Genomic DNA, 24,993 nt, shown 5'->3' on the forward strand with positions numbered 1-24,993 from the left:
TCAACGGAGATCCTGACAGGTAAAGTTATGCAAAAATCGGTCTTAATAACAGGATGTTCCAGCGGAATCGGTCTGGATAGCGCGCTTGAACTTAAACGCCAGGGCTTTCAAATCCTGGCGGGCTGCCGCAAACCTGATGATGTCGCCCGGATGAACAGCATGGGATTTACCGGTGTGTTGATCGATCTCGACTCTCCTGAAAGCGTGGATCGTGCCGCCGACGACGTGATCGCTCTGACCGATAATCGTCTATACGGGATCTTTAACAATGCCGGCTACGGCGTTTATGGCCCCCTTTCCACCATCAGCCGTGAGCAGATGGAACAACAGTTTTCCAGTAATTTTTTCGGCGCGCATCAGCTTACCATGCGCTTACTTCCCGCCATGTTGCCGCATGGCGAAGGGCGCATTGTGATGACCTCATCGGTGATGGGGCTAATTTCTACTCCTGGGCGCGGCGCTTATGCCGCCAGCAAATACGCGCTGGAAGCCTGGTCTGACGCGCTGCGCATGGAACTACGGCACACAGGCGTTAAAGTGAGCCTGATAGAACCCGGGCCGATTCGTACCCGTTTTACGGATAACGTTAACCAGACGCAACGCGATAAACCGGTAGAAAATCCCAGCATCGCCGCACGTTTCACCCGCGATCCTGACGCGGTGGTAGCGAAAGTCCGCCATGCTTTTGAAAGCGATAAGCCTAAGCTGCGCTACCCCGTTACGCTGGTCACCTGGGCGGTGATAGCATTGAAACGCATATTGCCGGGCCGTATGCTGGATAAAATTTTACAAAGCTGAGTTGAAGCGCGCCTGTCAGCCCCCATGTAAACGTGACACAGACAAAAGAGAGCGACGCCATGTCCGTACAGAATATTGTCAATATTAATGAATCCAACCTGCAGCAGACCTTAGAACAGTCCAGGACCACGCCGGTACTGTTCTATTTCTGGTCTGAGCGCAGCCAACACTGTCTGCAGTTAACGCCGGTACTGGAAAGCTTGGTTGCCCAGTACAATGGTCAGTTTATTCTGGCAAAGCTGGACTGCGACGCCGAACAAATGATCGCCGCTCAGTTTGGTCTGCGCGCCATCCCGACGGTCTATCTGTTCCAGAATGGCCAACCGGTCGATGGTTTCCAGGGGCCGCAGCCGGAAGAGGCGATCCGCGCTCTGCTGGATAAAGTGCTACCGCGCGAAGAAGAGCTAAAAGCGCAGCAGGCGATGCAGTTAATGCAGGAAGGCAACTACATTGACGCGCTGCCGCTGCTGAAAGACGCCTGGCAGCTCTCTCATCAGAACAGTGAGATTGGCCTGTTACTGGCGGAAACACACATTGCTCTGAACCGTTCAGAAGAGGCCGAAGCGGTGTTAAAAACCATCCCGCTACAGGATCAGGATACCCGCTATCAGGGGCTGGTCGCGCAGATCGATCTGCTTAAACAGGCGGCAGACACGCCGGAAATTCAGCAGCTTCAGCAGCAGGTCGCGGAGAATCCGCAAGATGCGGCTTTGGCGACGCAACTGGCGTTGCAGTTGCACCAGGTCGGACGTAATGAAGAAGCGCTGGAATTGCTGTTCAGCCATCTGAGAAAAGATCTTGCCGCCGCCGAGGGGCAGACGCGAAAAACCTTCCAGGAGATCCTTGCCGCGCTCGGCACCGGCGACGCGCTGGCCTCGAAATACCGCCGCCAGTTGTACGCGCTACTGTATTAATTATCTCTTGCCTGATGGCGCTACGCTTATCAGGCCTCCCCATCCCCCAGGCCGGATGAGTCGTTCACGCCGCCATCCGGCAAGTATCATGATTTCTTGAGCTGCGTCGCCGCTAACTGGTGACGCGAATTATAGAACTTCCGATAGGTTAAATAGCAGGCAATGATGGTAGACAGGCTGGCAGTCGACAACAGCATAAACGTTACCATAATTTGATATTTAATCGCTTTTACCGGATCAATCCCGGCAAAAATCAGCCCGGACATCATCCCCGGTAGGCTCACCAGCCCAACAGTCTTTGCCGAGTCGATCGTCGGGATAAGCGATGCGCGAATACTGTCGCGGATAAGCCCGGCAGAGGCCATTTTCGGCGTTGCGCCCAGGCTTAATTTTTCCTGGATTTGCTGCTGCTCGCTGTGAAAACGTAGCCCCAGTTGGTTATAGCACAGTCCTACCGCCACCATCGCGTTGCCGGCGACCATGCCAGCGACCGGAATAACCTGCATCGGCGCAAATTCAATCGAACCGGTAAGCACCAGTACCGCCAGCGTTAGCCCGGCGCCGACGGTGATGGCGATAAACGACGAGAGAAATGCTTTATCAATATACTTACTGCGCTTTTGCGCGTTCCAGGCGGCGTTAAAACAGATGAATAGCACCATCCATAGCGTCAGAGCGGCATGATTAACGCCAAAGATGTATTTCAGTACATAGCCGACAATAATAAGCTGTATCACCGCCCGGCCTACGCTCCACAGAATATCTTTTTCCAGCGTCAGCTTTTCTTTATGACTGATGAGTATCGCTATCACCACCAGCAGCATCGATAACGCCAGCGAGGTATTAGTAATATTATGCTCGTTCATAACGCGCCTCCTGCATCTCTCCGGCTGATGGCGTTAACGTTATCACCTTATCCGCGTGTTGAATTTCATCTGTGTCATGCGTTACCCACAAGACGGCGATCTGCTTATCGCGAACATAGCGATGAATAATATCATTCACATTCCGTTTGTTATGTTCATCCAGCGCGCTGGTTATTTCGTCGAGTAACAGTATTTTCGGCAGAAACTGTAGGTTGCGGATTAACGCGACACGCTGTTTTTCCCCACCGGAAAGCGCGGTAATCGGTTTTTGCAGAATCGTCTCCGGCAGTTCAAAACGCGCCAGCGAGTCTGCGAAAGCTTTCGGTTGCGGGCGCTGATGGCGAATTTGCCAGGGAAAAATCAGATTATCGTAAACCGTATCGCCAAATAGCGCTGGCGTCTGAGCGCAATAAGAAACCTGCTGGCGATAGGTTTCCGGACTCAAGGTAGTAATATCCTGCCCCTCAAAGAGAATCACGCCGACATCAGGACTCACTAACGAGGCCACTATTTTCAGCAGCGTGCTTTTGCCACAACCAGAAGGTCCGGTAATGAGCTTAAATTCGCCGTGTTGTAGCGTAAAACTGATGTTATTCAATACCTTTGTCGTCTCGGTCTGATAACCGACCTGCTTTAACTCAAGCAACATATTACGTTCTTTCATTTATTGCGCATCCATTGTTCATATTTTTATAGCGATAGTGTATCCCTGTCATTAATAAGGGGGGAACATGCCTTACTGAATCAGGTATAATTCGCTTAATTCGTCAGCAAAATCGGTTTATGGACAACGCAACAGGAGGTTTAACTATGCTTATTCTTATCCCTATTCTCATTTTCGTCGCGCTGGTGATCGTCGGCGCGGGCGTCAAAATTGTTCCGCAGGGATACCAGTGGACGGTAGAGCGCTTTGGCCGTTACACCAAAACCCTGCAGCCAGGATTAAGCCTTGTTGTGCCGTTTATGGACAGAATTGGCCGCAAGATCAACATGATGGAGCAAGTACTGGATATTCCTTCGCAGGAGGTTATCTCAAAAGATAACGCCAACGTCACTATCGATGCTGTCTGTTTTATTCAGGTTATCGATGCGCCGCGCGCCGCATATGAAGTCAGTAACCTGGAACTGGCGATCATTAACCTTACCATGACCAACATCCGAACGGTGCTCGGTTCGATGGAGCTGGATGAGATGCTCTCCCAGCGCGACAGCATCAACACACGTCTGTTGCATATTGTCGATGAAGCCACCAATCCGTGGGGAATTAAAGTTACCCGTATCGAAATTCGCGATGTCCGTCCGCCTGCGGAATTGATCTCTTCGATGAATGCCCAGATGAAAGCGGAACGCACCAAACGCGCCTATATCCTTGAGGCCGAAGGGGTACGTCAGGCGGAGATCCTGAAAGCCGAAGGGGAAAAACAGTCGCAGATTCTGAAAGCCGAAGGCGAACGCCAGTCCGCTTTCCTGCAGGCGGAAGCGCGCGAACGTTCCGCCGAAGCGGAAGCACGCGCTACGCAGATGGTGTCTGAAGCCATCGCCGCCGGAGATATTCAGGCGGTAAACTACTTTGTGGCGCAGAAATACACCGAAGCGTTACAGCAAATCGGCTCGGCGAATAACAGCAAAGTGGTTATGATGCCTCTGGATGCCAGCAGTCTGATGGGCGCTATCGCCGGGATCAGCGAGCTGGTTAAGGACAGCGCCAGCGAACGGAAAAAACCATGATAGCGATGATTCTGGTACATCCGCATATCTTCTGGCTTAGCCTCGGCGGTCTGTTGTTAGCTGCGGAAATGCTCGGCGGTAACGGCTATATGCTGTGGAGCGGCGTGGCGGCAGCGATTACCGGCTTAACCGTCTGGCTCTTACCGCTCGGCTGGGAATGGCAGGGCGTCCTGTTTGCGGCCTTAACGTTACTGGCGGCCTGGCTTTGGTGGCGCTGGCTGGCGCGCCGCGTGCGGGAACAAAAGCCGACCGACAGACGACTTAACCAGCGCGGGCAACAGTTGGTAGGCCGCCGGTTTATGCTCAATGCCGCGTTAGTTAACGGGCGGGGACATATGCGTGTCGGCGACAGCTCGTGGCCAGTATGCGCTGACGAAGACATGTGCGCGGGTACGCATGTCGAAGTGATCGCCGTGGAGGGCATCACCCTACGCGTCCGCGCCGTTTCATCAACGTGACTTTTGCGCCTTGTGATGACAGCAGCCGGAAAGATTATCAATAATCGGACAGTCGGCGCTGTCATCGCCGGGACAACGCTCAGCCAGCGCCAGCAATTGATCGCGCATTGATTGCAGCTCACTGATGTGGCGCTCTATCTCCGCGACCTTTTCTAAAGTCCGCTTTTTTACATCAGCGCTATGACGTCGCGGATCGTTAAACAGATTGACCAGCTCGCCGCACTCTTCCAGATTAAAGCCCACCTGCCTCGCCTGTCGCAGCAACGTCAGCTCGTTTAAATGTTTCTGTGTATAGGTACGATAACCATTTTCACTACGTAATGGCGGCGTCACCAGCCCTTTCTCTTCATAAAACCGAATGGCCTTGCTGGTTAAACCGGTTTTTTTCGCCACATCGCTAATATTCATATTTTCCCCTTGACCTTAACCTTGCTGGAAGGTTTAACCTTTATCACAGTGAGTCACTACGATTACTAAGGTCAATGAATTGATGACCAATCATAAAGGAGTTTTTACTATGTCTCAAACTATCGACCTGACCCTGGACGGTTTGTCCTGCGGTCATTGCGTTAAACGCGTGAAAGAAAGTCTTGAACAACGTCCGGATGTTGAGCTGGCGGACGTCACTGTAACCGAAGCGCACGTCACCGGCACCGCCAGTGCGGACGCGTTAATTGAAACCATCAAACAGGCCGGGTATGGCGCGACGTTAAGCTACCCAAAGGCTAAACCGCTGACAGAGTCATCAATCCCGTCGGAAGCACTGGCAGCGGTTCCTCATGAGCTTCCGGTAGCGACGGCCGATGAAGAAAGCCAACAGTTGCTGTTAAGCGGCATGAGCTGCGCCAGTTGCGTTACCCGCGTACAACATGCGTTGCAAAGCGTACCGGGCGTCACACAGGCACGGGTAAACCTGGCGGAACGCACTGCGCTGGTGATGGGCAGCGCGTCCGCCGCTGATTTAGTACAGGCGGTGGAAAAAGCCGGCTACGGCGCAGAGGCGATTGAAGATGATATTAAACGCCGCGAGCGCCAGCAGGAAACCGCCATCGCCACCATGAAACGATTTCGCTGGCAGGCAATCGTCGCTCTGGCGGTCGGTATACCGGTCATGGTCTGGGGGATGATCGGCGATAACATGATGGTGACTGGCGACAACCGCAGCCTGTGGCTGGCGATTGGCGTAATCACGCTTGCGGTAATGGTCTTTGCGGGCGGTCACTTTTACCGTAACGCGTGGAAAAGCCTGCTGAACGGCACGGCGACAATGGATACCCTGGTGGCGCTGGGCACCGGGGTCGCCTGGCTCTACTCCATGAGCGTCAACCTGTGGCCGCAGTGGTTCCCGATGGAAGCGCGGCACCTCTATTACGAAGCCAGCGCGATGATTATCGGTCTGATTAATCTCGGACACATGCTGGAAGCGCGCGCCCGTCAGCGTTCCTCAAAAGCGCTGGAAAAATTACTCGATCTCACTCCGCCGACCGCGCGCGTAGTAACAGAAGAAGGCGAAAAAAGCGTCCCGCTGGCGGACGTTCAGCCAGGGATGCTGCTGCGGCTAACCACTGGCGATCGCGTACCGGTGGATGGCGAAATTACCCAGGGCGAAGCGTGGCTTGATGAAGCCATGCTGACCGGCGAGCCTATTCCGCAGCAAAAAGACGAAGGCGACAGTGTTCATGCCGGCACCGTCGTACAGGACGGCAGTGTCCTGTTCCGCGCCAGCGCGGTGGGCAGTCATACCACGCTGTCACGCATTATTCGAATGGTGCGCCAGGCACAAAGCAGTAAACCGGAAATAGGCCAACTGGCCGATAAAATCTCTGCGATATTTGTCCCCGTGGTGGTAGTCATTGCGCTGATCAGCGCCGCTATCTGGTATTTCTTCGGTCCGGCGCCGCAAATTGTGTATACGCTGGTCATCGCCACAACCGTACTGATTATCGCCTGCCCCTGCGCATTAGGCCTGGCGACGCCAATGTCGATTATTTCCGGCGTAGGCCGCGCTGCCGAATTTGGCGTGCTGGTACGCGACGCCGATGCCCTGCAACGCGCCAGTACGTTGGATACCCTCGTTTTTGACAAAACCGGGACGCTGACGGAAGGCAAGCCGCAAGTGGTAGCGGTGAAAACCTTCAATGGCGTTGACGAAGCTCAGGCGTTACGCCTGGCAGCCGCGCTCGAACAAGGGTCCAGCCACCCGCTGGCCCATGCGATTCTGGAGAAAGCCGGCGACAATAAACTGCCGCAGGTTAACGGTTTCAGAACGCTGCGCGGGTTGGGCGTTAGCGGCGAAGCGGAAGGCCATCAACTGCTTCTGGGGAACCAGGCGTTGCTGAATGAACAGCATGTCGCCTCGGATGACATGACGGCGGAAATCACCGCGCAGGCCTCGCAAGGCTCTACCCCGGTCCTGCTGGCGATTGACGGTAAAGCGGCGGCGTTGCTGGCGGTACGCGATCCGTTGCGTAACGATAGTATTGCCGCGCTTGAACGCCTGCATAACGCCGGATACCGTCTGGTAATGCTCACTGGGGATAACCCGACGACGGCTAACGCGATTGCCAAAGAAGCGGGCATTGATGAAGTCATTGCGGGCGTTCTGCCGGATGGCAAAGCCGATGCGATTAAACGTCTGCAAAGCCAGGGTCGTCAGGTAGCGATGGTCGGCGATGGTATCAATGATGCGCCCGCGCTGGCACAGGCGGACGTCGGTATCGCGATGGGCGGCGGCAGCGATGTGGCAATTGAAACTGCGGCGATTACGCTGATGCGCCATAGCCTGATGGGCGTGGCGGATGCGCTGGCCATTTCACGCGCGACGTTGCGCAATATGAAGCAAAACCTGCTTGGCGCGTTTATCTACAACAGTATTGGTATTCCGGTAGCCGCCGGTATTCTGTGGCCGTTTACCGGTACCTTGTTAAACCCGGTGGTGGCGGGAGCGGCGATGGCGCTGTCTTCCATTACCGTCGTGAGCAATGCCAACCGGTTATTGCGCTTTAAACCGAAAGCGTAAACCGTTGCCAACTTACCCAGTCTGGCAGAATTTAACCAGGCCGGGTAAGACGCTTTCGCGTTACTATCCGGCCTTTTCCCACCTCGCGAATTCATTGTATCTTCCAGGGCCACGCGCTAGCATGATGGTCTACTCAAGGAGGTCGTATGGATCTGTTGTACCGGGTAAAAACGCTGTGGGCCGCATTGCGCGGCAATCATTATACCTGGCCCGCCATCGATATCTTTTTGCCTGGCAACCGTGATTTTCACCTCGTCGGCAGTATCCATATGGGCACGCGCGATATGGCCCCCCTCCCCGCCAGACTGCTTAAAAAGCTTAAACGCGCCGATGCGCTGATTGTCGAAGCCGATGTCTCCGGTCATGACACCCCGTTTGCCAGTCTGCCGACGTGTGCTGCGCTGGAGGAGCGCATCAGCGAGGAGCAGTTGCACAGTCTGCGAAAAATCGTCGAAGAGCTGGGCATTTCCCTGTCGCTGTTTTCCACTCAGCCGCTATGGCAAATCGCCATGATTTTACAGGCAACTCAGGCGCAACAGTTAGGTTTACGCCCCGAATACGGAATCGATTATCAACTTTTACAGGCCGCGAAGCAGACGCAAAAACCGGTGATCGAACTGGAAGGCGTCGCCAGTCAGATTGCGCTTTTGTGTCAGTTACCGGATAACGGTCTGGCGCTGCTGGATGATACGCTGACGCACTGGCATACCAACGCCCGTCAGCTACAACAGATGATGAGTTGGTGGTTAAAAATGCCGCAGCAGCATGGCGATATCACCTTACCCAGAACGTTTAGCCAGTCACTGTATGATGTGCTGATGCATCAGCGTAATCTTGCCTGGCGGGATCGACTTAACGCTATGCCGCCAGGGCAATATGTGGTCGCCGTTGGCGCACTCCATCTTTATGGGGAAGGAAATCTGCCGGAATTGATGCGTTAAAAAAATGGCCAATATCGCTATTGGCCCGTCAAAGAGGAATTTCATCGTTATTATTATCCCGACGCTTTCGCTTCGGATCTTCAGATTGTCGCTCAAAGTTGCCGCAACTGCCAAGACCTAATGCACAAGATTACACTATTTTTTAGTCCGCTTTCGGGCGTATGCTGATGGCAAATCACGTCTGTAGTAAGAAGGAACGTTATGACACCCGCAGTTAAGTTACTCGAAAAGAACAAGGTTCCGTTTAACATTCACACCTACGATCACGATCCGAATGAAACTAACTTTGGCGATGAAGTGGTGCGTAAGCTCGGGCTAAACGCCGATCAGGTGTATAAAACGCTTTTGGTCGCCGTGAATGGCGATATGAAGCAACTGGCCGTCGCCGTGACGCCTGTAGCCGGGCAACTGGATTTGAAAAAAGTCGCCAAAGCTCTGGGCGCGAAAAAGGTCGATATGGCCGACCCGATGGTGGCGCAACGCACCACGGGATATCTGGTCGGCGGGATCAGTCCGCTGGGACAGAAGAAACGGCTGCCCACGCTGATTGACGCTCCAGCCCGCACGTTTGCCACTATATATGTTTCCGGTGGTAAACGCGGGCTGGATATTGAACTGGCGGCTGACGATTTGGCCGCCATACTGGGAGCCACATTTGCCGATATTGCGCGCCGGGATTAAGCCTGCGCGAAAAAGTTTTGCCGGATGGCAGCGCAAGTGCCATCCGGCAATGATAGCTATCACTAGCGCTACAGCCAGCTCACCTCGCCTTTTGGCGCAAAAGCCGCCGCATCCAACGGTGAATTTTGCTGAATAAACTCTTTCAGCACTTCCGCGTCAATAAACCCGGTATTCACGTATCCCGGTTTGTTATCAATGCGCGGATAACCATCGCCGCCCGTGGCGTTGAAACTCAGCGTCGCCATGCGGTAGGTTTTGGCCGGGTCAATGGGCTCGCCTTTGATTTTCAGGTCGGTAAGCTTGCCCTCTTTGGCGACAAAGCTCACATTAGCGAACTGTGGATAGGCGCCGGAGTCCGGTTTCATCTGCGCCACGGCGGTGAGATAATCAATCACCTCTTTGCCGCTCATATCGGCATACACCACAATGTTGCCGAACGGCTGCACTCTGAGCACGCTTTTATAGGTAATATCTCCCGACTCAATCGAGTCGCGAATACCGCCGCCGCTCATCACGCCAAAATCGGCGCCGGTGCGCGCGATCTGCGCGGCCAGAATCACTCGTCCCATATTGGTCTGGACAAATCTGACCTTGCTGCGATCGCCTTCAAGAAGGCCATTCACGCTACCGATTTTCACCTCCAGTTGCGCTTTACCTTTATTCTGGAACGGCGTTAATAACGAGAGCATTTGCGGATTTTCTGCGATTTCCGGCGTGTAAAGTACGCGCTCGCTTTTCCCGTTATCCCAGGTCACTTTTTTCTTGAGATTCACCGGAATGAGCTGGTAGTTGACCATTTTCATTTCGCCGTTACGGAATTCGAAATCCGCACGGCCTACATATTTACCCCACTCATGCGCCTGCACGATCCAGATACCGTTTTGCTTATCCGGCGCGCAGGGCGTTCCCGGTACGTAATTCACCTGTTTTTTATTTTCCGACGCCATGCATACCGGATCCTGTGAGTGACCGCCCACAATCATTGCCAGCGAACCGGCAGGCAAACTGCGCGCCATCTCTACATCGCCAGGCGCATTCGAACCGTGATCGCCGTTGTCATAATGCCCCATATGCGTGGCCGCGATAATCACGTCCGGTTTTTCATTCATATTAAGTTCCTGAATCACAACTTTTGCTTCTTCAGCAGGTTTACGAAACTCAATATCGGTAAAATATTCCGGGTTGCCTATTTTCGCCGTGTCATCGGTAGTTAAGCCGATCACCGCGATTTTTATATCCTGTCTTGTAAAAATAGCCCACGGTTTAAACAGACGCTCGCCGGTACTTTTTTGATAAATATTGGCGGAGAGAAAAGGAAACTTCGCCCACTTTTCCTGCTGGCGCAATACGGTGAGCGGGTTATCAAATTCATGATTACCGACGGCCATAGCGTCGTAGCCAATCAGATTCATCCCGCGGAAATCGGGCTCCGCATCCTGGAGATCGGACTCCGGCACACCAGTATTAATGTCGCCGCCGGATAACAACAGGACGCTTCCCCCCTCTTGCGCCACCTCTTTACGGATACTGTCTACCAGCGTTTTTTGCGCCGCCAGACCATATTCGCCATATTCGCTGCGCCAGAAGTGACCGTGGTGATCGTTGGTATGCAGGATAGTAATTTTATAGGTCTTATCCTTTTCATAAGCCTGTACAGACTGGCTCACCAGCGCGAACGCCGCCAGTAACGCCAGCGCCACACCCCGTTTCAAAAATTTCATGTTTCTCTCCCTGACTCAATATCAACCGCAGAAATTACCTTTCCTTGCAATAATAGACAAATATGTTTTCAGAATTGAGACTTCCTTCAAACACATTTCACAGGTATGTTAGTCTGGTAATAATTAACATCATGTTATATCCAACATCGCATAAAATTTAAGTGACTTTCTATGGCCATGAGTGAACCACCCCAGCCGTTAGCCAGCGCGCCCGTAACGGCCGCTAAAGCACGTACGTCGTTTGGTATTTTGGGCGCGATTAGTCTTTCCCATCTGCTGAACGATATGATCCAGTCGCTAATCTTAGCCATTTATCCCCTGTTACAGGCGGAGTTCTCGCTGAGCTTCGTTCAGATAGGCTTGATCACCCTGACGTTCCAGCTCGCCTCATCGCTGTTGCAACCGGTCGTCGGCTACTGGACGGATAAATATCCCATGCCGTGGTCGCTGCCTGTCGGCATGTGTTTTACCCTGAGCGGGCTGGTACTGCTGGCAATGGCGGGAAGTTTTGGCGGCGTATTGCTCGCTGCGGCGCTGGTGGGTACCGGCTCGTCCGTTTTTCACCCGGAATCGTCCCGCGTGGCGCGTATGGCCTCTGGCGGACGTCATGGTCTGGCGCAGTCTATCTTCCAGGTCGGCGGTAACTTCGGCAGTTCATTGGGTCCGCTGCTGGCTGCCGTGATTATCGCGCCCTATGGCAAAGGGAATGTCGCCTGGTTTGTGCTGGCCGCGCTGCTGGCGATCGTGGTGCTGGCGCAGATCAGCCGCTGGTATGCAGCCCAGCACCGGATAGCGAAAGGCAAGCCAAAAGCGATAATCGCTAACCCGCTGCCGCGCAATAAAGTCGTACTGGCCGTAAGCGTGTTATTGCTGCTCATTTTCTCGAAATATTTTTATATGGCGAGCATCAGTAGCTACTACACCTTTTATCTGATGCAAAAATTCGGATTATCAATACAAAACGCGCAGCTCCATCTGTTTGCCTTCCTGTTTGCGGTGGCTGCCGGGACGGTAATCGGCGGGCCGGTGGGCGATAAAATCGGCAGAAAATATGTGATTTGGGGCTCTATTCTCGGCGTCGCGCCATTTACCCTTGTTTTACCCTACGCCACGCTGTACTGGACGGGGATTTTAACGGTGATTATCGGCTTTATTCTCGCGTCGGCGTTTTCCGCCATTCTGGTGTATGCCCAGGAGCTGCTGCCAGGACGCATCGGTATGGTTTCCGGCCTGTTTTTCGGGTTTGCCTTCGGGATGGGAGGCCTGGGCGCAGCGGTGCTGGGGCTGATTGCCGACCATACCAGTATCTATTTAGTTTATAAAATCTGTGCTTTCCTGCCGCTTCTGGGGATACTAACCATATTCTTACCTGATAATCGACATAAAGCCTGATCTCATGGCGGTTAAAATTATGCTTTAGCCGCCTGTCTATCCCGATACCGTCACACTTTGCCTATCCCAGACTTGTTAGTTTTCCGATCCGTGCTCTTTTTACCGCTAAATCCCATTTTCCTATAAAACTCAACCATTTTTTATAAACATCGTGATTGAAATTGTCATAAACTATTACCCGGAGTTTTGGAATCCAGCAACCAAAGGAGACGGAATGCATCACGCCACCCCGCTTATCACCACCATTGTCGGCGGCCTTGTGCTCGCTTTTATTCTCGGCATGATTGCCAACAAATTGCGTATTTCTCCACTGGTGGGATATCTGTTAGCGGGCGTTCTGGCTGGGCCGTTTACACCGGGTTTTGTTGCGGATACCAAACTGGCGCCGGAACTGGCGGAGCTCGGCGTTATTCTATTGATGTTCGGCGTCGGTCTGCATTTTTCGCTGAAGGATTTGATGGCGGTAAAGTCTATCGCCATTCCCGGCGCCGTCGCCCAGATAGCCGTGGCGACGTTGCTGGGTATGGCGCTTTCCGCCGTGCTGGGATGGTCATTAATGACCGGCATCGTCTTTGGGCTCTGTCTGTCTACTGCCAGTACCGTCGTCCTGCTGCGCGCGCTTGAGGAGCGACAACTCCTTGATAGCCAGCGCGGACAAATCGCCATCGGCTGGCTGATTGTCGAAGATCTGGTGATGGTGCTGACGCTGGTCTTAATGCCCGCCGTCGCCGGCATGGTGGAAAAAGGCGATGTCGGCATAGCCTCGCTGGCGGTCGATATGGGCATGACTATTGGTAAAGTGGTGGCGTTTATCGCCATCATGATGTTGATCGGACGCCGCCTGGTGCCGTGGATTATGGCCCGCAGCGCCGCCACCGGCTCACGCGAATTATTTACCCTTTCCGTACTGGCGCTGGCGTTAGGCATTGCGTTTGGCGCGGTAGAACTGTTTGACGTCTCCTTTGCGTTGGGCGCATTCTTCGCTGGAATGGTGCTTAATGAGTCGGAGCTTAGTCACCGGGCGGCACACGATACGTTGCCGCTGCGCGACGCATTTGCCGTCCTGTTTTTTGTTTCCGTCGGCATGTTGTTCGATCCGTTAATTTTGATCCAACAACCGCTGGCAGTGCTGGCGACGCTTGCTATTATCATCTTTGGTAAATCGATCGCCGCATTTTTCCTGGTGCGTTTGTTCGGTCACTCGCCGCGAACCGCGCTGACCATTGCCGCCAGCCTGGCGCAAATCGGCGAGTTCGCCTTTATTCTCGCCGGACTCGGCATGGCGCTCAACCTGCTGCCGCAAGCGGGACAGAACCTGGTGCTGGCAGGCGCTATTTTGTCGATTATGCTTAATCCCGTAGTGTTTACCCTGCTGGAGAAGTATCTGGCGAAAACCGAAACGCTGGAGGAGCAGACGCTGGAAGAGGCTATCGAAGAAGAGAAGCAAATTCCGGTGGATATCTGTAATCATGCCCTGCTGGTAGGTTTTGGCCGTGTCGGCAGTCTGCTGGGGGAAAAATTACTGGCGGCGGGTATTCCGCTGGTGGTTATCGAAACGTCCCGTACCCGCGTGGATGAACTGCGCGAACGCGGAATTCGCGCCGTGCTGGGCAATGCCGCTAACGAAGAGATCATGAATCTGGCGCATCTGGACTGCGCTCGCTGGCTGCTGTTGACCATCCCCAACGGTTACGAAGCCGGTGAGATCGTCGCCTCGGCGCGGGAAAAATGTCCGGGGATTGAAATTATCGCCAGAGCGCATTACGACGATGAAGTCAATTACATCACCGAGCGTGGGGCGAATCAGGTGGTAATGGGCGAGCGAGAGATCGCCAGGGCGATGCTGGAACTTCTTGAAACGCCGCCAGCGGGTAATATGGCGCCGGGCTAATCCTGTCGCCGGATGGTGGAAAACGCATTATCTGGATTATATATTGCCGGGTTCTCCGTAGGCCCGATAACCACAGCGCCATCGGGCAACGCAGATTAGCGCTCCCAGTACGACTCTTCCAGACTATCCTCACGCTCCGGCAGCCCGCGCGTCAGACGCGGAGAGTGCTGGTTCAGCACCTGATAACTGACACGGTTAGCATATTTACACACCTGCGCCAGCGATGAGTAGGTCAGCCAAGTGAATTTGTGCTTACTGGAATTCGGCACGTTGGTACGATGGTAACTGTTCGCCGTAATATCGTGCAACAGCGCCGCCAGCGCGCCATCTCCCGCGCCGTTGGTGTTCATGATTTTTTCCGGCCCGCCCATATACGGCGCAATATGCGAATAAATGCGCAGCGGGTTCATACAATCTTTATGGCGCATCGCCCGGCTAAATTCATACTGGTTAAATTCAGCGATAGCCCCCGGCAGCAACGGATGCTGGGTTTTACGTTTTGCTTCCTCTTCGGTGAAGCCTGCCATATATAACCCTATCGGCCCGGCGGTGCATAACACCAGATCGACCCAGTCCAGCGCCTTATCCGCCGCCAGCAGCGGATCGTTTTCGCCGGTCAGCGCTTCCGCTTCTTCTTCATTCATTGCCAGAATCGAGACATTCTCTTTGAGAAACGCCTGCCACCACTGCGGATTATCGGCGATCACAAATTTGGTTCCCAGCGTCATGACAACCGGCACGTTATGCTTTTTCGCGTATTCGATCGCTTTCATCGTCGCGTCAGGCATCGGTTCGCCAGGCTTACAGCGCACCAGATATGAGGTCAACACCAGCGCGGAGGCGCCAGCGATCACCGCTTCCGGAATACTTTCCGCCCGTAGCTGATTCATGTGGCCGGGGCTGATAGCGAAAGTACGCTCGCCGGATTCGCCAATCAGCGTGAAACAGCGGCCAATCGGGCCATCTACCGCTTGCAGATAATTCAGGTCGGTACGGCTGGAAGTATTACACAGGTAGCGATAAGCGTAGCTGCCAATCTCAATATTGCTGCACATCACGCCCAGTAACACCGAACGGTCATCCGCCAGTACCGAGTAATTATGCATCGTATTGCCTATGGTGCCGCCAGCAAACTGATGGGTGATCAGATTTTCCCGCGTCAGTTCCTGATACAGCTTCTCCGCCACCTCGTCTTCTATCACCAGAGAATGCCCGGCGCTTAATCCATAGCGTGTAATAAAATCGTCATCCACTTTCGCCTCAATATCCACCAACGTCTGGTCGATACCGACGACCCAGGAGGCGTTGGTTTCCTGTTCTGGCTGAATTTGTTGTAACAACGGGTCACGCGCATTGACGGGAAAATAGTGTTTGGATTTACGTTTACCGGGAAATTTCATGATTGTGCTTACGGATGAATAACGGAGCGCAGCATGGTAGCACATTCCCCCTGCTGCGCGCGACGGACGATGGCGTTTCAATATCAGACGACGAGATCGCAGTTTCTCCAGCCGCGTTTTTTACAATGGTTCACTTTCACAAGGAGCGTTTTATGAAGCCGGAAAATAAAATTCCCGTACTTACCCGACTGTCAGACGAAATGAAAGCCGTCGTAAACTTCCAGCAACCAGGCCTTCCCCCCTGGCCTGCCGATGGCGATATTGAGATCCAGCGTCAGTATTATCTTCTTGAGCGCCGTTTCTGGAATGCCGATGCGCCGCCCATGCCCGCCCGCACCTGCGCCGTCCCTATGCCTTATGGCGACGTAACGACCCGAATCTACTCGCCGCAGCCGACCAGTCAGGCCACCTTATACTATCTGCACGGCGGCGGATTTATTCTCGGCAATCTGGATACGCATGACCGGATAATGCGTCTGCTGGCGCGTTATACCGGCTGCACCGTGATCGGTATTGATTATTCGCTGTCGCCGCAAGCGCGTTATCCGCAGGCCATTGAAGAAACCGTCGCGGTATGCCGCTACTTTTCTCAACATGCTAATGAATACTCGCTCAATGTGGAAAAAATCGGTTTCGCCGGAGATTCCGCAGGCGCCATGCTGTCGCTTGCCAGCGCGCTCTGGTTACGTGATAAGCAAATTAGCTGCGGTAACGTTATCGCTATTCTGTTGTGGTATGGGCTGTATGGATTACAGGATTCGGTAAGCCGCCGTCTGTTCGGCGGCGCGTGGGACGGCCTGACGCGAGAGGATCTGGAGATGTACGAAAAGGCCTATCTACGTAACGAAGAAGATCGGGAATCGCCCTGGTATTGCCTGTTTAATAACGATCTGACGCGCAATGTGCCGCCCTGTTTTATTGCCAGCGCGGAGTTTGATCCGCTCATTGATGACAGTCGTTTGCTGTATCAGACATTACAGGCGCATCGGCAGCCCTGTGAATACAAAATGTATCCCGGCACGTTGCACGCCTTTCTGCACTATTCGCGAATGATGAAAAGCGCCAACGATGCCTTGCAGGACGGCGCGCGCTTTTTTATAGCGAGGATTAAGATGCTGCGTTAACGGTACGGCGCCGTGAGTTTCAGCATCATATCAATGTGTTCCGGCGTCGCATTCAGCGCCGGAATGTACGCGTATTTTTTGCCGCCCGCTTCAAGGAAAATCTCGCGGTTCTGTTCCGCAATCTCTTCCAGCGTCTCCAGACAATCCGCCGCAAACCCCGGACACATGACCTGAATATGGCCCGTTCCCTTTTCGCCCAACATTTTTAACGTTTCGTCAGTATAGGGTGTCAGCCACGGTTCGCGGCCAAAGCGCGACTGGAATGTCATCATTACCTTTTCCGGCGGCAGCCCCAGCGCGGAAACCAGCTCACGCGTGGTATCACGACAGCGCTGCGGGTAGTCGTCGCCTTCATCCGCGTAACGTTGTGGAATACCGTGATAGGAGAGCAGGAGCAAATCCGGCTCGCCATGTCTGGCGAACGACTCACGCGCGCTTTTCGCCAGCGCATCAATATAAGCGCCGTCATCCGCGTAATCGCGAATAAATGAAATACCGGGAATTCGGCGTTTACGCGCCAGTATCCGTCCCAGTTCATCCCAGACTGCGCCCACCGTTGAGCAAGAGTATTGCGGGTACAACGGCAGAACGACGATATGGTCGACATCGCTTGCTAACAGTTCATCGACAGCGCTTTCCAGCGAGGGCGAACCGTAACTCATCCCCAGCGCGACGGGCGTATCCGGTAGCCGCGCGGCCAGCCCCTGTTGTTGTTCACGGCTATATACCATGAGCGGCGAACCGCCATCCATCCAGATGGATTGATAGAGTTTCGCGACGCGCGGCGAGCGCAGCGGTAAAATGACGCCGCGCAGTAGCGGCCACCACAGCGGACGAGGAGTATCCACCACGCGTCTGTCGCTTAAAAATTGTTTAAGGTAGCGCTTTACCGCTTCGGGGGTTGGGGCATCTGGCGTGCCAAGGTTAGCCAGCAGGATACCGGTTTTCGTCTGACGCATTGCCGCCTCTTATCTATTCAACTTATTGATAATTGTAGCGGAAATGCAAAAAAGAAAAACTAATTGCTGTGAGAGGCACAAAGCGATGTTGCCCGATGGCATTATGCTTATCGGGCAATTTACGGATTAACCGAGAATTTTTTCCAGGTCAGCACGCACGTCGGCAACGGCCTGCGTACCGTCAACTTTGGCGTATTTAGTGTTGCCCGCTTCCGCTTCTTTCTGGTAGTAGCCAATCAGCGGCGCGGTCATCTGATGATATTCCACCAGACGTTTGCGAACGGTCTCTTCCTGATCGTCTTTACGAGTTGTCAGATCTTCACCGGTGACGTCATCTTTGCCTTCTACTTTCGGCGGATTAAACTTAACGTGGTAAACGCGGCCAGACGCGGCGTGTACGCGACGACCGACAATACGGTCAACGATCAGTTCGTCCGGTACGTCAAATTCCAGCACGTAATCCACCACAATACCCGCGTCTTTCATCGCGTCAGCCTGCGGGATCGTGCGCGGAAAACCGTCCAGCAGAAAGCCGTTACGGCAGTCTTCCTGTGCGATGCGCTCTTTAACCAGCGCGATCACCAGTTCATCGGTCACCAGTTTACCGGCGTCCATGATATCTTTCGCCTGTTTGCCCAGCTCGGAGCCTGATTTCACTGCGGCGCGCAGCATATCGCCGGTGGAGATTTGCGGAATACCATATTTCTCCATGATGAACTGAGCCTGAGTTCCTTTACCCGCGCCCGGAGCGCCAAGCAGAATAATACGCATTACGAAAATCCCCTCAAAGGTTGTCGATATTTTTAAAAAAGCGCTAAACGATACCACCATCACGCATTTCGCTCAAGGAAGCAGCCCCGGGCTGAAACGGTTAACGATGGGAAAATTGAAAATAAGGCGAGAAAATGCCGGATGGCAGTGTAAACACCTTATCCGGCCTGGGATCAACGAGATGTTGTAGGCCGGATAAGACGCTTTAGCGTCGCCATCCGGCATCATAACGCTATCAGGACACCAGCAGTTGGTTCATGCGGCGGATAAACTGGTTCGGATCCTCCAGCGTGCCGCGTTCGGCAAACAGCGCCTGATCCAGCAGCAGCTCGACCCACTCTTTAAACTGCGCTTCATCCTGGGTATCGGCAGTGCGTTTGACCAGCACATGATCCGGGTTGAGCTCAAAGATATATTTCACTTCCGGCACGGACTGACCGGCCGCGGCGAACAGTTTCGCCATCTGGGTGCTCATTTCATCCGCATCAGTGGTAACAATCGCCGGCGTGTCGGTCAAACGGTGCGTCAGACGCACTTCTTTCACGCGATCGCCCAGCAAAGTTTTGACACGCTCCACGAACGGCTCAAGCGCCTTTTCCGCTTCTTTCGCATTTTCGTCTACTTCATCTGCCAGTTTTTCGATGGACTCATCGGCTTTAGCGACCGACTGGAATGCTTTACCGTCAAACTCGGTCAGGTAGTTCATCATCCACTCGTCGATGCGATCGGAGAGCAGCAGCACTTCGATGCCTTTCTTACGCAGCAGTTCCAGGTGCGGGCTGTTTTTCGCCGCCGCATAGCTGTCTGCGGTGATGTAGTAGATTTTTTCCTGCCCTTCTTTCATCCGGGAGACGTAATCTTCCAGCGACACGGTCTGGGCGGAAGAGTCGGTATGGGTGGAGGCAAAGCGCAACAGTTTGGCGATCGCTTCCTGGTTGGCGTGATCTTCCGCCGGGCCTTCTTTCAGCACCAGACCGAACTGTTTCCAGAAGGTTTGGTATTTTTCCGCGTCGTCTTTCGCCAGTTTTTCCAACATTTGCAGAACGCGTTTGGTCAGGGCGCTGCGCAGATTACGCGTTACCGTGCTGTCCTGCAGGATTTCACGGGAGACGTTCAACGGCAGGTCGTTAGAATCAATCAGGCCGCGCACGAAACGCAGATAGTTCGGCATGAACTGCTCGGCATCGTCCATAATGAACACGCGCTGTACGTACAGCTTCAGACCATGTTTGTGATCGCGGTTCCACAGATCCCACGGCGCCTGCGACGGGATATACAGCAGGCTGGTGTACTCCTGCTTACCTTCCACACGGTTGTGGCTCCAGGTCAGCGGATCGGTGAAATCATGCGCGATGTGCTTGTAAAACTCGTTGTACTCGTCGTCTTTAATTTCCGACTTGTTGCGGGTCCACAGCGCCTGGGCCTTGTTGATTTTCTCCCAGGAAATCACGGTTTCGCCGTCTTTTTCTTCCCGTTTTTCAATCTCTACCGGCAATGCGATGTGGTCGGAATATTTGCTGATAATCGAACGTACTCGCCAGTCATCGAGGAACTCGTCTTCCCCTTCACGCAGGTGTAAGGTGATTTCCGTACCACGGTCATTTTTGGTGATATCGGCAACGGTGTATTCGCCTTCGCCTGCCGATTCCCAGAACACGCCATTTTCCGGCTTGTCGCCTGCCGCACGAGTACGTACGGTCACTTTATCGGCCACAATAAACGCGGAGTAGAAGCCTACGCCAAACTGACCGATGAGCTGGCTATCTTTCGCCTGATCGGACCCCATTGATTCGAGGAAAGATTTGGTGCCGGACTTGGCAATGGTGCCTAAGTGGTCAATCACCTCATCACGATTCATCCCCACGCCGTTATCGGCAATGGTCAACGTACGCTTATCTTTATCGAAAGAGACGCGCACACGCAGCTCGCCATCTCCTTCATACAGGTCCGGGTTTGACAGAGCGCGGAAACGCAGCTTGTCCGCCGCATCTGAGGCGTTAGAGATGAGTTCACGCAGGAAGATTTCTTTATTGGAATAAAGAGAATGGATCATCAGGTGCAGAAGCTGTTTAACTTCTGACTGAAAACCACGCGTTTCTTGTCCTTTCATGTGGATAGACCTCAACAATGCCATTTTTAATGGTAAAAATACGTTGAGGGTGAGATGGGGACAAGCGGGTGTGATTTCAAGCGGAGGCCGCGAATGCCGCCTCCGTTTGTTCAGAAAATAATCTTATGGCGTCCCGCCAGAGAGTGGGACAGTGTCGTGCCGTCGACCATCTCCAGCTCGCCGCCAACCGGTACGCCGTGGGCGATACGACTGGCCTCGACGCCATACTGCGCGCACAGCTCAGCAATATAGTTCGCAGTAGCTTCCCCTTCAACCGTTGGGTTGGTCGCGAGGATCAGCTCGCTGATTTTTTCTGACGCCAGTCGCTGTTCCAGGCGATCGAGACCGATATCGTCCGGCCCGATGCCGTCCAGCGGCGACAGGTGCCCCATCAGCACGAAATACCGTCCGGAAAATTGCCCGGTCTGCTCAATGGCGTAGATGTCCGCAGGACTCTCCACCACGCAAATCTGGCCGTTTTCCTGACGCCGCGGGTTGGCGCAGATATTACAGACTTCCTGCTCGGTAAAGGTGCGACAGTCGGCGCAGTGGCCGATTTCCGCCATCGCCCTGGTCAGCGCCTGCGCCAGGCGCATTCCGCCGCTGCGATCGCGCTGCAACAGGGTAAACGCCATTCGTTGCGCCGACTTCGGGCCAACGCCCGGCAGGCAGCGCAGCGCTTCCATAAGCTGAGTTAACAGCGGACTGGTTTGCATCAGAACGGCATCTTAAAGCCTGGCGGCAGTTGCATACCGGAAGAGACGGAAGCCATCTTCTCTTTCTGCGTCTCTTCAATGCGGCGCGCCGCATCGTTAAAGGCCGCAGCAACCAGATCCTCCAGCATTTCTTTGTCATCTTCCAGCAGGCTTGGATCAATCTCTACACGACGGCAGTTATGCGCACCGTTGATGGTCACTTTCACCAGACCTGCGCCGGATTCGCCGGTCACTTCCAGTTGCGCAATCTCTTCCTGCATTTTCTGCATTTTTTCCTGCATCTGCTGGGCCTGTTTCATCAGATTGCCCAGACCGCCTTTTCCAAACATAAGCTCTCTCTCTTGATGGTTCACAATCGCAAGCCGGGCTTACGATCAAATGGGGCGGATACTCTCTTCATCCAGTTCTGCGTCGAAGAGTCGGCGCAGCGTCTGGATATTATTATCCGCGATAATAGACTCACGCGCCTGCGCGAGTTTCTCTTCATAAATGGCCTGACGCCATTCCAGCGGCGTGCGCACCGCTGGATTATCATCTTCAACGATGGTCAGTTCAACCGTTGAACCTGCCAGCGCGCTAAGCGCCTCAGCCAACTTTTGCTGCGCGCCGGTAGAATTCAGATGACGCTGGCTGGAGCGCAGATGCAGACAAACCACGTTGCCGCTCTGCTCCTTCCAGGCATTTAGCGCCACCTGCTCCACCAGCTTAGGCAAAGAAAGCTGGCTTACCTGCGCCGCCCACGGATCGCGCTCACTGGCTTCCGCCGCCAGTTTAGCCGCCAGCTCCGGCGTTTTTTCATGCTCCAAAGCTTTTTTCAGTGCTTTTGGCGTAGCCACCACTTCTTTGGTTTGCGCCACCGGCGTGGTGGCTTTCCAGCGATAAGCCTCTTTCTTCGCTGGCACCGTTTCCAGCGCAGACGGCACCGGACGCGCCTGTACGCGCTCAGAAACCGAAGCCAGTCGCTCCAGCGCAGAGTTATTCACCGGCCGCGCGCGAGATGCGGCTGCCGGTTCACTCTTTTTTGTTTTGGTTGCTCCCTGCGCGCGCTGTAGCTGATTACGCGCCGCCAGTACCTGACTGGTGGACGCTGGCAGAGGCGCTGTCGATGTCTGCGGCGCAGTCTGCTGCGGCACCTGCGGCGGCGTCATAACCGCCGTTGGGGCTATGGGAGCAAAAGACTGCCGCGGCGTTTCAGGCTCCGGCAAGGGCATACGCGGGTGAAACGCCAGCGCACGCAGTAACGTCATTTCAACGCCCATCCGCCGATCCGGCGCCCAAGGCAATTCTTTACGGCCAATCAACAACGTCTGATAATAGAGCTGGAGATCGCCGGGAGGCACCGTCCGGGCAAGTTCGCGCATCCGTTGCTCAATAGCCGCCATATCGCTGCCTAACGCGGCAGGCGAAAGTTGCACCATCGCAATACGGTGCAGCAGGCTAAGCATTTCGACCAGCAGCGCTTCCCATTCAATACCGCGCGCCGCCGCCTCGTTGATAAGCGACATGACGCGTTCGCCATTGGCATCAACCACTGCTTCCACCAATGACAAAGCCTGGTCGTCGTCCAGCGTGCCGAGCATCGCGCTTACCGCCTGCGTCGAGACCTGCCCGTCGCCGCTGGCGATCGCCTGGTCAGTCAGACTTAACGCATCGCGCAGGCTGCCGTCAGCCGCGCGTGATAACAACTGCAACGCGCGGGGTTCATGAGCGATATGTTCCTCATTAAGAATATGCTCAAGCTGATGGCGAATCTGTTCAACATCCAGCGCTTTGAGATGAAACTGTAGGCAGCGCGACAAAATGGTCACCGGTAGTTTCTGCGGATCGGTGGTGGCCAGTAAAAATTTCACATGCGCCGGCGGCTCTTCAAGCGTTTTAAGTAGCGCATTAAAGCTATGGCGCGACAGCATGTGGACTTCATCGATCAGATAGACCTTAAAGCGACCGCGCGCAGGCGCGTACTGGACGTTATCCAGCAGGTCTCGGGTGTCTTCGACTTTGGTACGCGACGCAGCGTCAATCTCAATGAGATCGACAAAACGCCCCTGCTCAATTTCCCGGCAGTTATCGCAAACGCCGCACGGGGTCGCGGTGATACCGGTTTCGCAGTTCAGCCCCTTCGCCAACAGTCGGGCAATAGAGGTTTTACCGACGCCGCGAGTGCCGGAAAAAAGATATGCGTGATGAATGCGCCCTAACGACAAGCCGTTCGCCAGTGCGGTCAGCACATGTTCCTGGCCGACAACGTCAGCAAAGGTTTGTGGGCGCCATTTTCGGGCTAAGACCTGATAACTCATTGGCAGGCTCTGAAACGCTGGAAGGTGGATTCATAGGAGGGTAATGCTAACACAACCTCGCCGATACAGCGAGGTTGTGTCTCTGGCTAAAGTATCAGATGCGGACAGCCTGAATCAATGCCCTGGAAACGGCACCAGGCTATAACAGGTAATACCCTGTTTTTCCAGACGCTGTTCGCCGCCCAGATCGAACAAATTGATGATGAACGCCGCATCGGTGACTTTTCCGCCCAAACGACGGATCAGTTTCACGGTCGCTTCAATGGTGCCCCCGGTTGCCAGCAAATCGTCCACCACCAGCACATTGTCGCCGGGTTTAATCGCGTCAACATGGATTTCCAACTGATCGGTGCCGTACTCTAATTCATAGGTCTCGGCAATGGTTTCACGCGGTAATTTGCGCGGTTTACGTACCGGAACAAAACCAACGCCCAGCCCAAGCGCAACCGGCGCGCCAAACAGGAAGCCACGCGCTTCGGTGCCGACCACTTTGGTGATACCCGCCTTTTTATAACGCTCAACCAACAGTTCAATACTGAGCGTATAGGCTTTCGGATCTTCCAGTAAGCTGGTGACATCACGGAAAAGAATGCCCGGTTTCGGGTAGTCCTGAATGCTTTTGATGCTGTTTTTGAGAAACTCAAGCTGCTGTGCAGTCGCGGTCATGGATATATGCCTGCTAAGTACGGTGTCACTCACGGCGCAATACTCTTCGGTCAGGGTTAACTCCCGGTTACTCTTTGACCGCCTGCGCCTGTGCTCGAAAACGGTCGAATTTACTGGCTGCGACCGACAATTGCAACAGCGATTCGTGTGCTTCAGCGCTTTTGTTGCTTTTCATCAATCACCGGTATCCGCCACATAAAAATCAGCAGGCAGGTCAGAATAACCAACAACAGCACCCGCACCCACATCATATTTACCAGCCACAGCGAAATACCGAAGGTCAGCAATATCAGCGCAATCGCTCGCGGTTTCGCTCCCGGCGGCATGGCCCGATAGCGCTGCCAGTGGCGCAGATAACCGCCAAACCATGAGCGGTATAACAGCCAGACATGGAAACGCGGCGACGAGCGAGCGAAACACCAGGCCGCCAGTAAAATGAACGGCGTAGTAGGCAACAGGGGCAAAACAACGCCTAACGTTCCTAATACTACCGCCAGCCAGCCAATGATGATTAAAATAGTACGTTGCATAATGCGAATCG

23 protein-coding genes, 1 pseudogene and 1 other annotated feature are annotated in these 24,993 nt (G+C 54.1%); of the genes and pseudogenes, 11 read left to right on the forward strand and 13 right to left on the reverse strand.

The window, feature by feature from the left end; genetic code table 11:
- Positions 1 to 27: 27 nt before the first annotated feature.
- The 3 genes and pseudogenes from F4V61_RS06385 to F4V61_RS22785 all read left to right on the forward strand — a co-directional run.
- Positions 28 to 798 (forward strand): SDR family oxidoreductase, encoded by a 771-nt coding sequence (locus F4V61_RS06385; RefSeq protein ID WP_058345680.1) that lies wholly within the window; start codon positions 28 to 30, stop codon positions 796 to 798.
- 59 nt (positions 799 to 857) lie between these two features.
- Positions 858 to 1,712 (forward strand): chaperedoxin, encoded by an 855-nt coding sequence (gene cnoX, locus F4V61_RS06390; protein WP_038396683.1) that lies wholly within the window; start codon positions 858 to 860, stop codon positions 1,710 to 1,712.
- 4 nt (positions 1,713 to 1,716) lie between these two features.
- Positions 1,717 to 1,796: pseudogene (locus F4V61_RS22785) on the forward strand (hypothetical protein); the annotation flags it as partial.
- A 2-nt stretch (positions 1,797 to 1,798) separates the two neighbouring features.
- Here the strand turns inward: F4V61_RS22785 and fetB are convergent.
- On the reverse strand, positions 1,799 to 2,578 hold the full coding sequence (gene fetB / locus F4V61_RS06395) for an iron efflux ABC transporter permease subunit FetB (protein WP_079828092.1): 780 nt from the start codon (positions 2,576 to 2,578) through the stop codon (positions 1,799 to 1,801).
- The gene (gene fetA, locus F4V61_RS06400) at positions 2,565 to 3,242 is read right to left on the reverse strand and encodes an iron efflux ABC transporter ATP-binding subunit FetA (protein ID WP_079828091.1); all 678 of its coding nucleotides are present in this window, start codon (positions 3,240 to 3,242) and stop codon (positions 2,565 to 2,567) included. The genes fetB and fetA overlap by 14 nt, the downstream gene beginning before the upstream one ends.
- A 146-nt stretch (positions 3,243 to 3,388) precedes the next feature.
- On the opposite strand from fetA, the gene F4V61_RS06405 reads away from it, so the two are divergent.
- The gene (locus F4V61_RS06405; RefSeq protein WP_000906148.1) at positions 3,389 to 4,306 is read left to right on the forward strand and encodes an SPFH domain-containing protein; all 918 of its coding nucleotides are present in this window, start codon (positions 3,389 to 3,391) and stop codon (positions 4,304 to 4,306) included.
- Positions 4,303 to 4,764: an NfeD family protein gene (locus tag F4V61_RS06410; protein WP_000561182.1), complete on the forward strand. Its 462-nt coding sequence runs from the start codon at positions 4,303 to 4,305 to the stop codon at positions 4,762 to 4,764. Before F4V61_RS06405 ends, F4V61_RS06410 begins: the two co-directional genes overlap by 4 nt.
- On the opposite strand, the gene cueR is transcribed toward F4V61_RS06410, so the two are convergent.
- Positions 4,756 to 5,172, reverse strand: coding sequence for a Cu(I)-responsive transcriptional regulator (gene cueR, locus F4V61_RS06415; RefSeq protein ID WP_001026759.1), 417 nt, complete (start codon positions 5,170 to 5,172; stop codon positions 4,756 to 4,758). The two genes, F4V61_RS06410 and cueR, sit on opposite strands and share 9 nt — an antisense overlap.
- Before the next feature lie 109 nt (positions 5,173 to 5,281).
- On the opposite strand from cueR, the gene copA reads away from it, so the two are divergent.
- The 3 genes from copA (at position 5,282) to ybaK (ending at position 9,405) form a co-directional block, all read left to right on the forward strand.
- Positions 5,282 to 7,783, forward strand: coding sequence for a copper-exporting P-type ATPase CopA (copA, locus tag F4V61_RS06420; protein ID WP_080161097.1), 2,502 nt, complete (start codon positions 5,282 to 5,284; stop codon positions 7,781 to 7,783).
- Positions 7,784 to 7,929: 146 nt separating this feature from the next.
- Positions 7,930 to 8,724: a TraB/GumN family protein gene (locus F4V61_RS06425; RefSeq protein WP_000365141.1), complete on the forward strand. Its 795-nt coding sequence runs from the start codon at positions 7,930 to 7,932 to the stop codon at positions 8,722 to 8,724.
- 201 nt (positions 8,725 to 8,925) lie between these two features.
- Complete coding sequence (gene ybaK, locus F4V61_RS06430; RefSeq protein ID WP_058345683.1) at positions 8,926 to 9,405, forward strand: Cys-tRNA(Pro)/Cys-tRNA(Cys) deacylase YbaK; 480 nt, start codon at positions 8,926 to 8,928, stop codon at positions 9,403 to 9,405.
- Positions 9,406 to 9,473: 68 nt separating this feature from the next.
- Here the strand turns inward: ybaK and ushA are convergent, their stop codons facing one another.
- Positions 9,474 to 11,126, reverse strand: a complete 1,653-nt coding sequence (gene ushA / locus F4V61_RS06435) for a bifunctional UDP-sugar hydrolase/5'-nucleotidase UshA (RefSeq protein WP_058345684.1) — start codon at positions 11,124 to 11,126, stop codon at positions 9,474 to 9,476.
- Between the two features lie 171 nt (positions 11,127 to 11,297).
- Between ushA and F4V61_RS06440 the strand changes: the two genes are divergently transcribed.
- Both F4V61_RS06440 and ybaL read left to right on the forward strand, forming a co-directional pair.
- A complete protein-coding gene (locus F4V61_RS06440) occupies positions 11,298 to 12,518 on the forward strand; it encodes an MFS transporter (protein WP_001251590.1) in 1,221 nt (406 codons plus the stop codon).
- A gap of 214 nt (positions 12,519 to 12,732) precedes the next feature.
- Positions 12,733 to 14,409, forward strand: coding sequence for a YbaL family putative K(+) efflux transporter (ybaL, locus tag F4V61_RS06445; RefSeq protein ID WP_058819182.1), 1,677 nt, complete (start codon positions 12,733 to 12,735; stop codon positions 14,407 to 14,409).
- 95 nt (positions 14,410 to 14,504) lie between these two features.
- On the opposite strand, the gene F4V61_RS06450 is transcribed toward ybaL, so the two are convergent.
- Positions 14,505 to 15,809, reverse strand: a complete 1,305-nt coding sequence (locus F4V61_RS06450) for an inosine/guanosine kinase (protein WP_038397815.1) — start codon at positions 15,807 to 15,809, stop codon at positions 14,505 to 14,507.
- A gap of 152 nt (positions 15,810 to 15,961) precedes the next feature.
- Here F4V61_RS06450 and aes point away from each other — a divergent pair, with 152 nt between their 5' ends.
- Positions 15,962 to 16,933 carry an acetyl esterase gene (gene aes, locus F4V61_RS06455; protein WP_079828089.1) on the forward strand — a complete coding sequence of 324 codons (972 nt, stop codon included), beginning with the start codon at positions 15,962 to 15,964 and terminating at the stop codon, positions 16,931 to 16,933.
- Here aes and hemH read toward each other — a convergent pair.
- The 8 genes from hemH to F4V61_RS06495 all read right to left on the reverse strand — a co-directional run bounded on the left by hemH (position 16,930) and on the right by F4V61_RS06495 (position 24,982).
- Positions 16,930 to 17,892, reverse strand: coding sequence for a ferrochelatase (hemH, locus tag F4V61_RS06460; RefSeq protein ID WP_001250085.1), 963 nt, complete (start codon positions 17,890 to 17,892; stop codon positions 16,930 to 16,932). The two genes, aes and hemH, sit on opposite strands and share 4 nt — an antisense overlap.
- A gap of 126 nt (positions 17,893 to 18,018) precedes the next feature.
- Positions 18,019 to 18,663, reverse strand: a complete 645-nt coding sequence (gene adk / locus F4V61_RS06465) for an adenylate kinase (protein ID WP_001220231.1) — start codon at positions 18,661 to 18,663, stop codon at positions 18,019 to 18,021.
- A 235-nt stretch (positions 18,664 to 18,898) separates the two neighbouring features.
- Positions 18,899 to 20,773, reverse strand: a complete 1,875-nt coding sequence (gene htpG, locus F4V61_RS06470) for a molecular chaperone HtpG (RefSeq protein ID WP_000678179.1) — start codon at positions 20,771 to 20,773, stop codon at positions 18,899 to 18,901.
- 110 nt (positions 20,774 to 20,883) lie between these two features.
- Positions 20,884 to 21,489, reverse strand: coding sequence for a recombination mediator RecR (gene recR, locus F4V61_RS06475; protein ID WP_038396698.1), 606 nt, complete (start codon positions 21,487 to 21,489; stop codon positions 20,884 to 20,886).
- Positions 21,489 to 21,818 carry a YbaB/EbfC family nucleoid-associated protein gene (locus F4V61_RS06480; RefSeq protein WP_000467098.1) on the reverse strand — a complete coding sequence of 110 codons (330 nt, stop codon included), beginning with the start codon at positions 21,816 to 21,818 and terminating at the stop codon, positions 21,489 to 21,491. The genes recR and F4V61_RS06480 overlap by 1 nt, the downstream gene beginning before the upstream one ends.
- Positions 21,819 to 21,863: 45 nt before the next feature.
- On the reverse strand, positions 21,864 to 23,786 hold the full coding sequence (gene dnaX, locus F4V61_RS06485) for a DNA polymerase III subunit gamma/tau (protein WP_000121960.1): 1,923 nt from the start codon (positions 23,784 to 23,786) through the stop codon (positions 21,864 to 21,866).
- Positions 22,467 to 22,531 (reverse strand) — a sequence feature (DnaX frameshifting element). It overlaps the preceding gene by 65 nt.
- 114 nt (positions 23,787 to 23,900) lie before the next feature.
- Positions 23,901 to 24,452, reverse strand: a complete 552-nt coding sequence (gene apt / locus F4V61_RS06490; protein WP_000127355.1) for an adenine phosphoribosyltransferase — start codon at positions 24,450 to 24,452, stop codon at positions 23,901 to 23,903.
- Positions 24,453 to 24,604: 152 nt separating this feature from the next.
- Complete coding sequence (locus F4V61_RS06495; protein WP_001189864.1) at positions 24,605 to 24,982, reverse strand: DUF454 family protein; 378 nt, start codon at positions 24,980 to 24,982, stop codon at positions 24,605 to 24,607.
- Between the last annotated feature and the right edge of the window lie 11 nt (positions 24,983 to 24,993).

Source organism: Salmonella enterica subsp. arizonae (genome assembly GCF_008692845.1).
GTDB classification, from domain to species: Bacteria; Pseudomonadota; Gammaproteobacteria; order Enterobacterales; family Enterobacteriaceae; genus Salmonella; species Salmonella arizonae.

What these genes read in the sequence shown, in the direction of transcription:
- ybaL (WP_058819182.1), top strand. Translation starts at nt 12,733, where the DNA reads ATGCATCACGCCACCCCGCTTATCACCACCATTGTCGGCGGCCTTGTG.
- F4V61_RS06405 (WP_000906148.1), top strand. Translation starts at nt 3,389, where the DNA reads ATGCTTATTCTTATCCCTATTCTCATTTTCGTCGCGCTGGTGATCGTC.
- copA (WP_080161097.1), top strand. Translation starts at nt 5,282, where the DNA reads ATGTCTCAAACTATCGACCTGACCCTGGACGGTTTGTCCTGCGGTCAT.
- cnoX (WP_038396683.1), top strand. Translation starts at nt 858, where the DNA reads ATGTCCGTACAGAATATTGTCAATATTAATGAATCCAACCTGCAGCAG.
- dnaX (WP_000121960.1), bottom strand. Translation starts at nt 23,786, where the DNA reads ATGAGTTATCAGGTCTTAGCCCGAAAATGGCGCCCACAAACCTTTGCT.
- fetB (WP_079828092.1), bottom strand. Translation starts at nt 2,578, where the DNA reads ATGAACGAGCATAATATTACTAATACCTCGCTGGCGTTATCGATGCTG.
- F4V61_RS06480 (WP_000467098.1), bottom strand. Translation starts at nt 21,818, where the DNA reads ATGTTTGGAAAAGGCGGTCTGGGCAATCTGATGAAACAGGCCCAGCAG.
- apt (WP_000127355.1), bottom strand. Translation starts at nt 24,452, where the DNA reads ATGACCGCGACTGCACAGCAGCTTGAGTTTCTCAAAAACAGCATCAAA.
- htpG (WP_000678179.1), bottom strand. Translation starts at nt 20,773, where the DNA reads ATGAAAGGACAAGAAACGCGTGGTTTTCAGTCAGAAGTTAAACAGCTT.
- cueR (WP_001026759.1), bottom strand. Translation starts at nt 5,172, where the DNA reads ATGAATATTAGCGATGTGGCGAAAAAAACCGGTTTAACCAGCAAGGCC.
- F4V61_RS06385 (WP_058345680.1), top strand. Translation starts at nt 28, where the DNA reads ATGCAAAAATCGGTCTTAATAACAGGATGTTCCAGCGGAATCGGTCTG.
- ybaK (WP_058345683.1), top strand. Translation starts at nt 8,926, where the DNA reads ATGACACCCGCAGTTAAGTTACTCGAAAAGAACAAGGTTCCGTTTAAC.
- recR (WP_038396698.1), bottom strand. Translation starts at nt 21,489, where the DNA reads ATGCAAACCAGTCCGCTGTTAACTCAGCTTATGGAAGCGCTGCGCTGC.
- F4V61_RS06495 (WP_001189864.1), bottom strand. Translation starts at nt 24,982, where the DNA reads ATGCAACGTACTATTTTAATCATCATTGGCTGGCTGGCGGTAGTATTA.
- F4V61_RS06440 (WP_001251590.1), top strand. Translation starts at nt 11,298, where the DNA reads ATGGCCATGAGTGAACCACCCCAGCCGTTAGCCAGCGCGCCCGTAACG.
- F4V61_RS06410 (WP_000561182.1), top strand. Translation starts at nt 4,303, where the DNA reads ATGATAGCGATGATTCTGGTACATCCGCATATCTTCTGGCTTAGCCTC.
- fetA (WP_079828091.1), bottom strand. Translation starts at nt 3,242, where the DNA reads ATGAAAGAACGTAATATGTTGCTTGAGTTAAAGCAGGTCGGTTATCAG.
- F4V61_RS06450 (WP_038397815.1), bottom strand. Translation starts at nt 15,809, where the DNA reads ATGAAATTTCCCGGTAAACGTAAATCCAAACACTATTTTCCCGTCAAT.
- ushA (WP_058345684.1), bottom strand. Translation starts at nt 11,126, where the DNA reads ATGAAATTTTTGAAACGGGGTGTGGCGCTGGCGTTACTGGCGGCGTTC.
- aes (WP_079828089.1), top strand. Translation starts at nt 15,962, where the DNA reads ATGAAGCCGGAAAATAAAATTCCCGTACTTACCCGACTGTCAGACGAA.
- hemH (WP_001250085.1), bottom strand. Translation starts at nt 17,892, where the DNA reads ATGCGTCAGACGAAAACCGGTATCCTGCTGGCTAACCTTGGCACGCCA.
- adk (WP_001220231.1), bottom strand. Translation starts at nt 18,663, where the DNA reads ATGCGTATTATTCTGCTTGGCGCTCCGGGCGCGGGTAAAGGAACTCAG.
- F4V61_RS06425 (WP_000365141.1), top strand. Translation starts at nt 7,930, where the DNA reads ATGGATCTGTTGTACCGGGTAAAAACGCTGTGGGCCGCATTGCGCGGC.